Below are 15104 nucleotides of genomic sequence, written 5' to 3'. Positions count from 1 at the left end.
TCTCCAATATTTGTTCGAATTTAGAAGCCTGTACCAATCGTGAACTGAACACGTTGGGTTTCGTCCTGTGGCTCTCTGTTCAGCGGTACACCCAAGCTGAACTTCAAAGGCCCAACTGGGGACAGCCAGGAAATACCCACACCGGTTGAGTATCGCAATTCACCAAACTTGATCTTCTCATTGGTTTGGAAAACATTGCCCGCGTCCAGGAAGGTAAACGCCCTGAAGGTACGGTCTTTCGACATACCCGGGATCGGGAAGAAAAACTCTGCATTGGCAATAACGCGCTTGGAGCCGCCAATGGGTACATTGTCGGCGTCACGGGGTCCCAAAGTGGATGAGCGATAGCCTCTAACCGTACCAATACCACCTGCGTATACATTGCGGAAAATTGGGTAAGGCGAGTCGCCCAAACCAAAACCACCTGTGATCTCGCCGTTTAATGCCAAGGTGTAAAGCTTGCCAATTGGGAAGTAAAACTGTTCCTGATAAGTGGTGCGAATGAACTCCTGATCGCCCAGCGGGGTGGCGTATTCAGCTGTCAACCTGGTGACTCGGCCGCGTGTTGGTGCAATCGCCGAGTCGCGTGAATCAAACGAATAACCCGCGTTGAGCAAAACAGCGTAGCTTGAGTTGCCAAAGTCATCCACATATCGCTGGAAACGGTCCGGGCTGAATGGGCCCACCTCAAGGTCTGTGCCTTCGTAACCTGCACCAAACGAAATACGTTCGAATTCGCTGATGGGATAACCAAAACGCAGGCCAGCACCAGTGGTTTCGATGATGTAGTCACCCAGATTCAACTCGCTGGGGTCTGTGCGGCGGTTGTACACCTCGAAGCTGCGGGAAACCCCGTCGATCGTGAAGTACGGATCTGTTTGTGAGAACGAAATTGTGCGGTTCACCTTGCTGGTGTTTAACTCCAGCCCAACGGTTTTACCGGTTCCAAACAGGTTTTGCTGCTGAATGGCAGCAGAAAGTACCAAGCTGTCGGTACTTGAAATACCAGCACCCAGCAACAAATTGCCTGTCGGTTTTTCCTCAACCTGCATGTTCACATCGATTTGATCCGATGTTCCTGGTACGGGTTGGGTTTCGATATCCACGTTGGAGAAATAGCCCAAGCGGTCAACGCGTTCTTTGGACAGCTGAATTTTTCTGGAATCGTACCAGGATGATTCGAACTGACGGAACTCACGGCGAATGACTTCGTCTTTGGTGCGGGTGTTACCACCCACATTCATGCGGCGAACATAAACTCGTTTGCCCGTATCAACAGCCATGTTGATGTTCACCACACGCTTTTCACGATCGAGATCGGGGATCACGTTGGCATTGGCAAAGGCGTAGCCATAGTTACCCAGGCGGTCTTGAATGGCTTTGGAGCTGTCAGTCAACAATTCGCCATTGAAAGTCTCGCCTTTCTTCATTTTGATCAGCGAACGCAACTCATCGTCGCGCCCCAGCAACTGGCCCGAAAGCTCGATGTCACCGAAGGTGAATTTCTCACCTTCCTTGATGGTGATGGTGATGAAGATATCTTGCTTGTTGGGTGCAATTTGAACCTGGGTGTTTTCGATGTTGAAATCGGCGTAACCACGATTCAGGTAAAAGGAACGCAACTTTTCAATGTCGCCACTCAGCTTTTGCCGGGAATACTGATCATTCTTGCTGTACCACGACATCCAGCCGCCGGTGCTCAGTTCGAACTCCTCAAGCAGTTCCTCTTCCTCGAAGTCTTTTGCTCCCAGAATTTTTAATTGCTTGATTGAGGCAGATTCGCCTTCATCGACGTTGAACGTAATGCCAACGCGATTACGCGCCAATTGGTCAACACGGGTTTGAACCTGTGCGCCATATTTGCTGCGCGACAGATACTGACGCTTCAGCTCCTGCTCGGCTTTGTCAAGCAGCGACCTGTCGAAAATCAGGGATTCACCAATACCGACACCTTTCAGCGCCTCTTTCAGGGTTTCCTTGTCAAATTCTTTGGTGCCGTTAATTTCTACAGAGGCGATTGCCGGGCGTTCAACCACAGTCACCACCAACACATCACCTTTGGCCGAAATTTTGACATCTTCAAAAAAACCGGTTGCGAAAAGTGAGCGAATGGCCTGAAGGGCTTTCTCGTCGGTGAATGTGTCACCCACGCGAATAGGCAGGTAACTAAATACCGTGCCCGCCTCAGTGCGGCGCAACCCCTCTACCTCGATGTCTTTCACCACAAACTGGTTTGCCTGGGCATGTACAACGCCCACTGACAAAGCGCAGGTGGCCACGACTGGGTAAACCAAGCGCGCTGGAAACAGAGTACTTCTTATTGTCATTCAGATCGTTCCTACCAGCCCCGTCAGGCTGGAACCAATATATGAAGGCCTTTAGAAAATTAGCCTTTGAATATCATTAAAAAAAGCAACACTGGTCAATATGCCAATCAGCAAGATACCCAGTTTTTGACCTCGAATTTGCCAAACCTCATCAACGGGCTTGCCTCTGACGATTTCGGCCAAATAATACATCAAGTGCCCACCATCCAAGAGGGGGATCGGCAAAAGATTCAAAATGCCTAGGCTAACAGAAACCATGGCCAGAAAACCGAAAAAAGGAAGAATCCCGAGGCTTGATGATTCACCCGCTGCTGATGCAATGGACACTGGCCCGCTGAGGTGGTTCCAGGACAAATCGCCCGTCACCATTTTACCCAAGGCAGCCAGTGAAAAAACGCTGACTTCGATCATTCGGCCAGTGCCCTCCACGATCGATTCAACCGGATTCAGGGGATTGTTCACAATCACCGATTCGCCGCCAATCGACAAGCCAAGTCGGCCGATGATTTCGCCATTTTCAAGCTGGGTTTTCTCGGGCACGGCCAAAACACTGATGTCCAGATCGTTTCGACGGATGCGCACTGTGGTTTCCTGTGCCGGGCGTTCTTTGATCAGGCTTGTAAATTGGGCTGATGTTTCAACGGGTATGCCTTCCACGCTGAGCAATTGATCATTCGCCAAGAAGCCCGCAGCGGCGGCCGCACTGCCCTCGCCCACGGCCCGGACCAAGACGCTTTTTTCGATCGGGGAAAAGCCAAGTTCGCGCGTCAAGGACGGTCCTAACTCGGCATTAACCTCCGAGGATTGAACTGGCTCCAGAAACAATTCATATCCGCCACGGTTCACTTTGATTGAGAGATCGTCACGGAAAAGCCTGGCCTTGATCAGGGCCCAGGACACTTCATTCCAGTTTTTGGTCCGGTCACCGTTCACCTCGGTAATTTCATCGCCACCCATCAAACCTGCATTGGCAGCGATTGAATTGGGGATTGGCTCTGAAACCTGGGTGGCCAAGCCCATGGGCTGCATGTAGGCAAGAAAGCCATAAATGAGGGCAGCAAGAACGAGATTGGCCAAGGGGCCGGCCAATACAATGGCAATGCGTTGACCAACTGGTTTGCGATTGAACGCCTCGGAAAGCTCAATGTCATGGCCTTTGAGACTGTCTGGGTCTCGCTCATCCAGCATTCGGACATAACCGCCCAAGGGAATCCATGAAACAGTCCATTCCACTTTGGTTTTGCGGTTAATCCACCTGAATATGGGTTTTCCAAAACCCACAGAAAACCGAATTACGCGCACGCCATAGAAGCGGGCCACAGAGTAGTGACCATATTCGTGGATGAACACCAGAATGCCCAAGGCAAGCAGGAATGAGACAATTGAATTCAGCATTAAGATCCTGTGTTTAAAACTTCCCGGCGCATTCGGTTGCAAAGGCGCGCACCTCAACGTCCAGTGCAAAGGCATCGTCCAGGTTTGCAATTGACGTTGACGCAAAACGGGACATGCACAGCTGCGTCAGCTTCACAATGTCCATATAAGCAATCTTTTCATTCAAAAACAAGTCCACTGCCATTTCATTGGCCGCGTTGAACACTGGCGCCAAGGTGTCAGGCTTCTCTAACACTTCAAAGGCCAGTTTCAGCATCGGGAAACGACTCAAGTCGGGTTCTTCAAAGTCCAGCTTACCCAAAGCCGCCAAGTTCAGGCGTGGTGAACCGGATTCAATTCGATCGGGCAAACCCAAGACATGGGCGATCGGTGTTCGCATGTCTGGGCAACCCAGTTGTGCCAACATACTGCCGTCTTTGTATTCCACCAATGAATGAACAATCGATTGTGGGTGAATCAACACCGAAAGTTGCTTGGCGGGTAAACCAAACAGCCACAGTGCCTCAATCAACTCTAAACCTTTGTTTGCCATTGTGGCGCTATCCACCGAAATTTTCCGTCCCATGACCCAATTCGGATGCGCTATGGCTTGGGCAGGACTGACTTGAGAAAGTTCCGCCAGGCTCTTGTTCCTGAAGGGGCCGCCAGAAGCGGTCAGAACCAGCCTTTCGACGCCAAACTCGTCGGCCCTGCATAAATCATAATTGGCAGGCAAACACTGGTAAATGGCGTTGTGCTCGGAGTCGACCGGCAAAATTGTAGCGCCCGAGCGCAAGCACGCCTGAATCATGAACTGTCCGGCAAGAACAAGTGACTCTTTGTTGGCCAACAACACCCTTTTTCCGGCTTGCAATGCACTGAGCGTGGGTTTTAGCCCCGCAGAACCAACGATCGCGGCCACAACAATGTCAACTTGCTCACTTTGGCAAAGCGACTCCAGATCGCTCTGACCACCAATGTCCGGGATGTAACCCAGTTGCTCGCGAAGTTTTTCGCTGAAGCCCAGGGCGTGCCACTGACTCAGTGCATCGGCGTCGCAGATAATGAGTGCCTTGGGGCGGTGTGCACAGGCTTGCGCGTACAGCAACTCAATATTTTTGCCAGCAGCCAGGCCATACACCTGAAAACGGTCAGGGTGCCTTGCGACCACATCCAGAGTGTTGACACCAATGGTGCCTGTGGCACCCAAAATAAGTAGTTTTTGCAAATCCATTGTTCAACTCAAGCCACGATTGCACTGACCAGCAAAATTGCAAGGGGTAGCACGGGCAACTGTGCATCAATCCGGTCCAGAACACCTCCATGGCCTGGCAGCAGTTGACTGCTGTCTTTCAGACCTGCCCTGCGTTTAAGCATGGATTCAAACAAGTCGCCCACCACGCTGTATGCACTCAAGACCACCAGCCAGAAGGTGAATACGATGGGATGCCACCGATCAAAAGCCATTGCTTGCCAGGTGTTCTTCAATTCAGGGTAGGTGCCGGCCAGTAAAACAACAATCCAGCTCAGCGCCACAACGCTGAACGCGCCGCCGATTGCACCTTCCCAGCTTTTTCCTGGAGAAATTCGGGGCGCAAGTTTGCGCTTTCCGAAGGTTTTGCCAAAAAAGTAGGCAAAAATATCGGCTGCAAAGCAAATTGCAATGGTGCTTAGCAGAAAAACAATGCCGTAGGTTTTGGTAATGACCAAAGCCAAACCCGCCGCAGCTATCAGAACGAAGCCCACCAGGCCGTGAATGCTTTTGTTGGCCAATATGCCCACCGACACATTTCGCAGGCACCAGGGGGCAAATGCAACCCAGAACACGCTGGCCAAGGCAAGCAAGGGAAAGGCTTGGGTTTGAAGATTCAAGGAGCGCTCTATCAAGACACAAAGTGCTCCGCCCGCTAATGCGTAAACGACAGCTTTCGCTGGTTCGAAAAGACCAAGTCGGGCCCATTCCCAAAATGCGCCCACCAGCACCGTCAAAACGAAAAGATTCCAGCCAATTTCGCCGCCGTACAACAAAACAACTAGCAACACGATCAGCAGGATCACAGCCGTGATCACACGCGTTCTAAGCATGATATGTCTCGATTGAGAACTGAATCACTGGGCGGATTGCCGAACATTGGCCACGGGGGGCTGAATTTGCTCGGAGGTTCGACCAAAGCGTCGCTCTCTGTTGTTATAGGAATCAATGGCCTCGAGCAGCATCGGCTTGCCGAAATCGGGCCAAAATTTGTCTGTGAAATAAAATTCAGTGTACGCCAACTGCCACAACAGGAAATTGGATACCCTTTGTTCCCCACCGGTGCGAATGAACAGGTCTGGTTCTGGGCTTCCCTGAAGACACAAGTGCCTGGAAAGGTCGGTTTCCGAAATTTGATCCGGGTTGTTGGCCAATTCAGGATTGCTTTTCAGCATGTTTTTTGTTGCTTGGAGAATGTCCCAGCGACCACCATAATTGGCAGCAATGTTTAAAAACAGTCGGCTGTTGTCTTTGGTGAGTTCTTGTGCAGAGGCGATCGCTGCCTGCAATTCTGGTTCAAACGCTGTGGTGTCGCCAATAATCCGCAGACAAATATTTTCGCGGTGCATGGCCTCGACGTCTTTGCGAAGTACGCGTATGAACAGGCGCATCAGCAAACTGACTTCTTCTGGAGGTCTACGCCAATTTTCTGAAGAAAAAGCAAACAGTGTGAGGTGTTCTACGCCCAGTTCACAACAGGCCTGAACGGTGCGCTTGACGGCATCCACGCCACGCTTATGCCCTGCAAATCGCGGCATTAGGCGACTTTTAGCCCAACGGCCATTTCCATCCATCACGATTGCAACGTGCTTTGGAATGTTGGATGTGCTGGGCACATCCAGAGTTGAGCTGGTGTAGACGGTCATGAATCACTTAAACCGTCATGATTTCGGCTTCTTTGGACTGCAAAACCTGATCGACTTCAGAGACAAACTTGTCGGTCAATTTTTGAATGTCCGCCTGTGCGCGGCGCTCATCGTCCTCTGAAATTTCCTTGTCATTGACCAGGCGTTTCAGCGCTTCGTTGGCGTCCCGGCGAAGGTTGCGAATCGCCACCTTGGTTTGTTCGCCCTCGCCTTTGATGAATTTGGTCAATTCTCGGCGACGCTCTTCGGTCAAGGCGGGCATTGGAACCCGAATGGTTTCACCCATGGATGCAGGGTTCAGGCCAAGGTCTGATTCACGAATGGCCTTTTCCACGGCGTTGGCCATGTTCTTTTCCCAAGGTTGAACCACGATGGTTCGTGCATCTGCGAGGCTTAAGTTCGCAACTTGCGAAATGGGCACCATGGAACCGTAGTAATCAACCTGAACATGATCCAGAATTCCGGTGTGTGCACGCCCGGTGCGCACTTTTTGCAGATCGGTTTTCAGGGACTCGATGGATTTCACCATCTTTTCTTCGGTCGTTTTTCGAATGTTTGCAACGCTCATGATTGAATTCTCACTGCCTAAGTGGATTAATTAGTGAATTAATTAGTCGATCGAATGGCCAGTTAGTTACATATGCACCAAGGTGCCCTCGTTTTCACCAGCAACCGCTCGGTGCAATGCGCCGGGCTTGTTGATGGAAAATACCCGAATTGGAAGTTTTTGGTCGCGACACAGGGCGAACGCCGTGGCATCCATGACTTCGAGGTTTTTTGAAATCGCTTCATTGAACGAAATTCTTTCGTACCGGGTGGCGGTAGGATCTTTGTTGGGGTCGGCGGTGTAAATACCATCAACCTTCGTTGCTTTTAGAACAACCTCAGCGCCAATTTCGGAGCCCCGCAATGCTGCTGCGGTGTCGGTTGTAAAAAATGGGTTGCCTGTTCCTGCCGCGAATATCACGACTTTGCCTTCTTCAAGGTATCGGATCGCTTTGGGTCGAATGTAGGGCTCAACAACCTGCTCAATGTTAAGCGCCGATTGAACCCTGGCCTCTACGCCAGCGCGCCGAAATGCATCTTGCAGTGCAAGCGCGTTCATTACGGTGGCCATCATTCCCATGTAGTCAGCAGTGGCCCTGTCCATGCCGGCTGCGCCAGGGGCAATTCCACGGAAAATATTGCCACCACCAATCACAACTGCCAATTCCACTCCTGATGCGGAGACTTCTGCAACTTCAGCAACCATTCTCTCAATGGTTTGACGGTTGATGCCGTAGGAGTCTTCGCCCATCAGGGCTTCGCCTGACAATTTGAGTAACACACGTTTGTATGCTGTCATTCAAGCCTCTTGTTGGATCATTGTCAGGATTCTATAACGTAAAGCACAGAACTTCGTCGACATGCAAATAAAAAGGGGCTTCCCGAGTCGAGAAACCCCTCTTCAAACAAAGGAATTAACGGCCTGCGGCAGCAGCTGCAGCTTGTGCGGCAACTTCAGCGGCAAAATCGTTTACCTTCTTCTCAATGCCTTCACCAACGATGAACAGGTCGAAGCCATTTACTTCGCTGCCCTTGCTCTTGAGCATGGCTTCAACGGTGAGCTTGTCGTCCTTTACGAAAGGCTGAGACAGCAGGGCAACTTCCTTCAAGAATTTCTTGATGGAACCTTCCACCATTTTCTCTGCGATGTCGGCTGGTTTGCCAGATTCTTCCGCTTTGGCTTTGGCCACTGAACGCTCGCGGTCGATGTCTTCCTGTGGAACACCGCTTTCATGCAAAGCCTTGGGCTTTGTTGCGGCGATGTGCAAGGCCACGTCTTTGCCCACGTTTTCGTCGGAGCCGGTGTAATCAACGAGTACGCCAATTTTGCCGCCGTGGATGTATGAACTCAGGCTGCCTTTGGCTTCCACGCGCTTGAAGCGGCGCACAGACATGTTTTCTCCGATCTTGCCGATCAAGGCTGCACGAACTGTTTCAACGGTGCCTTCGCCCAAAGGCAATGCCGACAATGCTTCAACATTGGCTGGGTTGTGGTCGGCGATCAACTTGGCCACGTTGGCTACAAAAGCCAGGAAGTCATCGTTTTTGGCCACGAAGTCAGTTTCACAGTTCACTTCAACGATTGTTCCCAACTTGTTGGAATCATTGATATAAATACCAACCAAGCCTTCAGCGGTTACACGAGTGGCTGCCTTGCTGGCTTTGCTGCCCAGCTTGACGCGCAAAATTTCTTCGGCCTTGTCCATGTCGCCAGCGGCTTCGGTCAGGGCTTTTTTGCATTCCATCATGGGCGCGTCTGTTTTCTCGCGCAGTACTTTAACCATTGCTGCTGTAATTTCAGCCATTGATTTTCTCCTAAAGTCGGATTCTGAATTAGACAAAAAAAAGGGGCGACTGATCGCCCCATCGGAAGGCAAAGGCTTGATTAGCCCTCAGCTCCCTCTTCAGACACTTCAACGAAGTCGTCGCCGCCTTTGATGGCTTCAACCACGTCGTTTACAGCCTGGTCGCGGCCAGCCAAAACGGCATCGGCAACTGAACGGGCGTACAAACGAATGGCACGGGCGGAGTCATCGTTACCGGGAACGATGTAGCTAACGCCTGCTGGCGAGTGGTTGGTATCCACAACACCCACCACCGGAATACCCAGCTTTTCAGCTTCGGTAATGGCAATTTTGTGGTAACCCACGTCGCATACGAAAATGGCGTCCGGCAAAGTGGGCATGTCTTTTATGCCACCAATTGACTGGTTCAGCTTTTCGAGTTCACGGGCGAACATCAGGGCTTCTTTCTTGGACATGCGCTCAGTACCGCCGTCGGCAATAATGGCTTCCATGTCTTTCAGGCGCTTGATGGATGTTTTGACGGTTTTGAAGTTGGTCAACATGCCGCCCAGCCAACGCTGGTCAACATAAGGCATGCCACAACGCTGTGCCTCTTCGGCGATGATCTCTTTGGCTTGGCGCTTGGTACATACAAACAGGATGTTGCCGCGGTTGGCTGACAGGCGCTTCACGAATTTCAGCGCGTCGTCGAGCATTACGACGGTTTTTTCCAGGTTGATAATGTGAATTTTGTTACGATGGCCGTAAATGTAGGGGGCCATTTTTGGGTTCCAGAAGCGGGTTTGGTGGCCAAAGTGGCAACCAGCTTCCAGCATTTCGCGCATTGATGCTGCCATGAATTTCTCCAGTATAGACAGGGTTGAATGGGTTTGTACTGGGCCAGCATCGGGTTAATAAACCAACAATAACTAGCACCCTGTCGCACAAACCATTAAATTTACTCGTGAGCACCAACTAACTAAGCCAGTTAGCCATAGCTCTAGAGCAGCCAAAGATTATACTCGGTTAAAATACGTTAGCTCAAGCAGGAATTAAACAAAACCATGGATATTGTGATTAAAAACGAGCACGACATTGAAAAAATGCGTGTTGCAGGCCGTTTGGCCTCGGAAGTGCTGGATTTTATCGGCCCACACGTGGTCGCTGGCATTACTACCGAAGAACTCGACAAACTTTGCCACGATTACATGGTGAATGTGCAGGGAACAATACCCGCCCCGTTGAATTACGCGCCACCAGGCTACACGCCCTACCCCAAATCAATTTGCACGTCGGTCAATCATCAAATTTGTCACGGCGTGCCTGGCCCTAAAAAGCTGAAGAACGGCGACATCATCAACATTGACATCACCGTCATTAAAGACGGTTATCACGGTGATACCAGTCGCATGTTTATTGTTGGCGAGGGTTCGCTTGCTGCGAGGCGGTTGTGCGAGATTACCTTTGAAGCCATGTGGATCGGCATTGAGCAAGTGCGACCAGGTGCCACGCTGGGCGATGTGGGTGCTGCCATTCAAAAGTTTGCTGAAGGCTTCGGCTACTCGGTAGTTCGGGAATTTTGTGGCCATGGCATTGGCACGAAGTTTCATGAAGAACCCCAAGTGTTGCACTATGGCAAGCCTGGTACCGGTGTGAGGTTGCAAGAAGGCATGATTTTCACCATCGAGCCCATGCTGAACGCGGGCCGCCGGGAGATCAAGGAAATGCCGGACGGCTGGACCATTGTGACCAAAGACCACAGTTTGTCTGCACAGTGGGAACACACAGTTTTGGTGACCGCGGATGGCTATGAAATTTTGACTCAGTCTGCCGGCACCCCAGCGAATCCTCGTTTGAAAACACAGGCGGCCTGAATTGAGCAACAAACCGGCGACAACGGTTGACAAATCAGCCGCACTTGACCTTAACGCGGTGCGGGTGCGCATCAAAACCCAGTTGAAAAGCCAAGCCCATCAATGGCTTACACCTTTTGACCAGAACACACCTGCATCAGCGGTGGAAGCTGTTCTGAGAAAGCGCTGTGTTTGTGTGGATGAGGCTCTGGTTGCCCTCTGGAATGCCATTGGCATGCCAAAGCAATACAGCCTGGTTGCTGTGGGTGGCTATGGAAGGGGAGAGTTGTTTCCATTTTCCGATGTGGATGTGTTGATCCTGATTGATCAGGAACCGGACGAGGTCAACACCGAGAAGCTTGAAACCTTTTGTGGTTCGGGCTGGGACATTGGCCTTGAAATTGGCCACAGCGTTAGAACACCCAAGCAATGCGTTGAGGAAGCCGGCAAAGACATCACTGTTCAGACTGCGCTTGTAGAATCTCGATTTCTGGCTGGAAATTCCAGTAATTTCAGGACACTGAATTCTACTCTTCAAAAACTACTTGAAGTAAAAACCTTCTTTCGCAAAAAAACCCTGGAACTTCGGCAGCGCCATGCCAAGTATCAGGAGACACCATACAGCCTTGAACCCAATTGCAAGGAAAGTCCGGGTGGACTTCGAGACCTGCATGTCATTTCATGGGTTTGCCGAGCCGCCAACTTGGGCAACAGTTGGGCTGAAATGGCCAAAAAAGGGTTGATCACACCGTTTGAAGCTGCAAAGTTAAGAAACAACGAGCGAACACTCAAGAAAATCAGATATCAATTGCATGTCACCACTGGCCGCCGGGAAGACAGGCTTGTGTATGACGTTCAAACCCAGTTGGCGGAGTCTTTGGGTTACCGCCCTACTGCTGCAAAACGATCAAGCGAACAGCTGATGCAGCAGTATTACTTGGCTGCCAAGGCCGTCATGCAGCTGAACACTATCTTGCTCCAAAATATTGAGCTGTCGATTTTCGGCTCCAATGCAGAGCCTGTGGTAATTGATGATGAGTTTCAGGAAACAGATTCTCTGCTCGATATTCGGGATGACGAAGTATTTGCCAGAAACCCATCCGCGATGCTTCGCGCCTTTATCGTGATGCAACAGAATCCGCGATTAAAAGGCATGAGCGCAAGAATGTTGCGCCAGTTGTGGCACAGCCGGGTCAAAATCAACAGCGATTTCAGGAAAAACCCGGTCAACAAGGCTTTGTTCATTGAGTTTTTCAAACAACCGCAAGGCATCGTTCATGAGTTGCGGCGCATGAACGAAACCAGCGTATTGGGAAGGTACTTGCCGGTTTTTCGGAAAATTGTGGGACAAATGCAGCATGACCTGTTTCACGTGTACACGGTAGACCAGCATATTCTGACCGTGGTGCGTAATTTGCGTCGATTCACGATGGCAGAACACGCCCACGAGTATCCCTATTGCAGCCAATTGATGGCCAACTTTGATGACCATTGGTTGTTGTACGTGGCCGCCCTGTTTCACGACGTGGCCAAAGGCAGGGGTGGTGATCACAGTGTGCTGGGCGAAGTGGACGCCCGCAAATTCTGCAAAGATCACGGATTGAACCAGGAGAACACTGATTTAGTGGCTTTTCTGGTGAAGCATCACCTGACGATGTCGAATACAGCCCAGAAAAAAGATTTGTCAGATGTTGAAGTGCTAAAGGAATTTGCTGCGCTAGTGAAAACTCCTCGCAACCTGACAGCGCTTTACTTGCTGACTGTGGCTGACATTCGTGGTACCAGCCCGAAAGTGTGGAATGCATGGAAAGGCAAATTGCTGGAAGACCTTTACCGCCTGACATTGAAGTATTTGGGTGGCGAGGCGCCCAACCGCCGGCAAATGCTTGCCGAGCAGCAGGCGGAGGCGCGCAGAATTTTGCGCTTGTATGCGCTTTCCGATGATGTTCAGGACAAATTGTGGGCCCAGCTTGATGTGTCGTACTTTCTCAGGCAAGGGCCTAGTGACATTGCCTGGCACACGAGGCATCTATACTGGCGCGTAGATACAGAGCAGCCGATTGTGAAAGCACGTCTGTCGCCGATTGGTGAAGGCCTGGAATTGCTGGTGTACACCCGCGATGAAATGGACCTGTTTGCACGTATTTGTGGATATTTTGATTCCAAGAACTTGAGCATTCTGGATGCGAAAATTCACACCACCTCGCATGGTTACGCCCTTGATTCTTTCCTGATTCAGCACGACAGTCACCATGAGTTTTACCGTGAAACCCTGTCACTGCTCGAAGCAGAGCTTCAGGACAGGTTAATCAAGCGTCAACCGCTTGAGCCACCGGTTTTTGGGCGAATGTCCAGGCAATCCCGGCACTTTCCGGTGCGCCCTTCTGTGGATTTGAAACCAGATGAGAAAGGCAACCAATATTTGTTGACCGTATCTGCCACTGACCGAACAGGACTGCTTTACTCGATTACGCGATTGTTGGCCCAATACAAGGTGAACGTACAAACCGCCAAAATCATGACTTTGGGCGAAAGGGCCGAAGATACCTTTTTGCTGTACGGGCAGTCTTTGAATTCCGGGAAGCTTCAAATTCAGCTGGAAGCCGAGCTACTCGAGTTGCTTTCAATTTGAACGCGATGAAAGGGCTGATTTGCCCTTTCATTCGTCGTGCAGCTGCACCATCGATTTGATAATTCCCATGACCCGTCCCATTCCTTCATGAACTGTTCTGCTGATCTGGGCATGAGAAATTTCCTGAGCGCTTTCTCCCACTCCAGCAGCCTGGTTGACCACCAAAGCTAGGTGCGCATAGGGTATTTCAAGTTCGCGGGCCAGGCTGGCCTCTGGCATGCCGGTCATGCCGACAATATCGGCACCATCGCGCGCCAAACGCTTCACTTCAGCCGCAGTTTCCAGGCGAGGCCCCTGTGTACAGGCATAACAGCCGCCCTGCACCACTTGCTCACCAATGGCATCGGCTGCAAGGCACAATGAAGTACGAAGGGCCTGGTCATAAGGCCATGTGAAGTCGATGTGTTGTACTGCCTGGTTGTCACCTTCGAAAAATGTGGCATTGCGCCCGTGTGTGTAGTCCAGAATTTGATCAGGAACCACCAGCTGTCCTGGTTTCAAATCAGGGCGAATTCCACCTACAGACGCTACAGACAAAATGCCGTCGATGTCTAGTTGCGACAAAGCCCAAATATTGGCCCTGTAGTTGATTTGATGGGGGGCAATGGTATGCCCATAGCCATGGCGTGCCAGAAAAACAATTTCGTGGCCCGCCAGCATGCCGATTGTGAGTGCGCCTGAGGGTTCACCGTAGGGTGTTCGCTGAACCTTGCGCATGGTAATTTCAAAACCCGGCAATTGGCTTAAACCACTGCCTCCCAACACTGCATACATGGCTTACTTCCTGTCTTTGAGGTATTGAGCAAATTCTGCAGCCACCTCGTGGTGTTTCAGGCCCAGTTCCACTGTGGCTTTCAGGTAACCCATTTTCGAGCCGCAGTCGAAGCGGGTTCCGGTGAAGCGGTAAGCCAACACGGGTTGATCTTCAAGCAGTGAGGCAATACCGTCAGTCAACTGAATTTCTCCGCCAGCGCCTTTGCCCGTTTTCCGGATGTGATCAAAAATTTGAGAATTCAGCACGTAACGGCCCACAACCGCCAGGTTGGTTGGTGCGTCTTTGGGATCGGGCTTTTCAACAATGGCATTAACCCGCTCGGAGCGATTGTTCCAGGGAGTGCTGGAGACGATACCGTACGATTTGGTTTCAGAGGGATCAACTTCCTGCACAGCCAATACGCTGGCATGCTCACGTTCAAACACCTTCACCATTTGATGGGTCACAGAGGGGGTGCCTTTGTCCACATCCATCAGGTCGTCGGCCAACAGCACAGCAAAAGGCTCTGTACCAACAACGGGCTCCGCGCACAGCACAGCATGGCCAAGTCCCAAAGGTTCCATCTGCCGAATGTAAATACAGTTCACATGGCTGGGTACAATATTTTTCACTATTTCAAGCAGTGCGGTTTTGCCGCGGGCCTGAAGTTCGGCCTCAAGCTCATAGGCCTTGTCGAAATGGTCTTCAATGGAACGCTTGCTTCGACCGGTGATAAACACCAGCTCACTCAAGCCCGCTTGAAGTGCCTCTTCCACCGCGTATTGAATCAGTGGCTTGTCCACCACGGGCATCATTTCTTTTGGGCTGGCTTTGGTGGCAGGCAAAAATCGGGTGCCCATACCCGCAACAGGAAACACAGCTTTTCTAACTCGGGTCATGATTGCTCGCTCCGTAGTCCATTAATGAAGAAATAAA

General features: G+C 51.0%; 12 protein-coding genes and 1 pseudogene. 2 read left to right on the top strand and 11 right to left on the bottom strand.

Annotated features, from left to right (window positions below; translation table 11 throughout):
• Window positions 1-20: 20 nt before the first annotated feature.
• The 9 genes from bamA to rpsB form a co-directional block, all read right to left on the bottom strand.
• Window positions 21-2327: an outer membrane protein assembly factor BamA gene (gene bamA, locus B4C79_RS15240; protein WP_171099100.1), complete on the bottom strand. Its 2307-nt coding sequence runs from the start codon at window positions 2325-2327 to the stop codon at window positions 21-23.
• Between the two features lie 51 nt (window positions 2328-2378).
• Window positions 2379-3722, bottom strand: a complete 1344-nt coding sequence (gene rseP / locus B4C79_RS15235; protein WP_171099102.1) for an RIP metalloprotease RseP — start codon at window positions 3720-3722, stop codon at window positions 2379-2381.
• A gap of 13 nt (window positions 3723-3735) precedes the next feature.
• Window positions 3736-4935: a 1-deoxy-D-xylulose-5-phosphate reductoisomerase gene (gene dxr, locus B4C79_RS15230; RefSeq protein WP_291740394.1), complete on the bottom strand. Its 1200-nt coding sequence runs from the start codon at window positions 4933-4935 to the stop codon at window positions 3736-3738.
• Between the two features lie 8 nt (window positions 4936-4943).
• Entirely contained in the window at window positions 4944-5786 is an 843-nt protein-coding gene (locus B4C79_RS15225; protein ID WP_291740396.1) for a phosphatidate cytidylyltransferase, read from the bottom strand.
• Window positions 5787-5810: 24 nt separating this feature from the next.
• Window positions 5811-6599: an isoprenyl transferase gene (locus tag B4C79_RS15220; RefSeq protein ID WP_105029119.1), complete on the bottom strand. Its 789-nt coding sequence runs from the start codon at window positions 6597-6599 to the stop codon at window positions 5811-5813.
• A gap of 7 nt (window positions 6600-6606) precedes the next feature.
• The gene (gene frr / locus B4C79_RS15215; protein WP_105029120.1) at window positions 6607-7167 is read right to left on the bottom strand and encodes a ribosome recycling factor; all 561 of its coding nucleotides are present in this window, start codon (window positions 7165-7167) and stop codon (window positions 6607-6609) included.
• A 66-nt stretch (window positions 7168-7233) separates the two neighbouring features.
• A complete protein-coding gene (pyrH, locus tag B4C79_RS15210) occupies window positions 7234-7944 on the bottom strand; it encodes a UMP kinase (RefSeq protein ID WP_105029121.1) in 711 nt (236 codons plus the stop codon).
• Between the two features lie 115 nt (window positions 7945-8059).
• Window positions 8060-8950, bottom strand: a complete 891-nt coding sequence (tsf, locus tag B4C79_RS15205; protein WP_275270847.1) for a translation elongation factor Ts — start codon at window positions 8948-8950, stop codon at window positions 8060-8062.
• 80 nt (window positions 8951-9030) lie between these two features.
• Window positions 9031-9786: a 30S ribosomal protein S2 gene (rpsB, locus tag B4C79_RS15200; RefSeq protein WP_105029123.1), complete on the bottom strand. Its 756-nt coding sequence runs from the start codon at window positions 9784-9786 to the stop codon at window positions 9031-9033.
• Between the two features lie 195 nt (window positions 9787-9981).
• On the opposite strand from rpsB, the pseudogene map reads away from it, so the two are divergent.
• Together map and B4C79_RS15190 are read left to right on the top strand one after the other, a co-directional pair.
• Window positions 9982-10803 (top strand): annotated as a pseudogene (gene map, locus B4C79_RS15195) (type I methionyl aminopeptidase); the annotation flags it as partial.
• A gap of 58 nt (window positions 10804-10861) precedes the next feature.
• Entirely contained in the window at window positions 10862-13414 is a 2553-nt protein-coding gene (locus B4C79_RS15190) for a [protein-PII] uridylyltransferase (protein ID WP_414673433.1), read from the top strand.
• A gap of 27 nt (window positions 13415-13441) precedes the next feature.
• Here B4C79_RS15190 and B4C79_RS15185 read toward each other — a convergent pair whose 3' ends face one another.
• Together B4C79_RS15185 and galU are read right to left on the bottom strand one after the other, a co-directional pair.
• Window positions 13442-14188 carry an S-methyl-5'-thioinosine phosphorylase gene (locus B4C79_RS15185; RefSeq protein WP_171099111.1) on the bottom strand — a complete coding sequence of 249 codons (747 nt, stop codon included), beginning with the start codon at window positions 14186-14188 and terminating at the stop codon, window positions 13442-13444.
• Window positions 14189-14191: 3 nt separating this feature from the next.
• A complete protein-coding gene (galU, locus tag B4C79_RS15180) occupies window positions 14192-15067 on the bottom strand; it encodes a UTP--glucose-1-phosphate uridylyltransferase GalU (RefSeq protein WP_171099114.1) in 876 nt (291 codons plus the stop codon).
• Between the last annotated feature and the right edge of the window lie 37 nt (window positions 15068-15104).

The sequence above is a fragment of the Limnobacter sp. UBA7229 genome (genome assembly GCF_002473065.1).
Classification (GTDB): Bacteria; Pseudomonadota; Gammaproteobacteria; order Burkholderiales; family Burkholderiaceae_B; genus Limnobacter; species Limnobacter profundi.
This window is presented reverse-complemented; position numbering and strand designations above follow the sequence as displayed.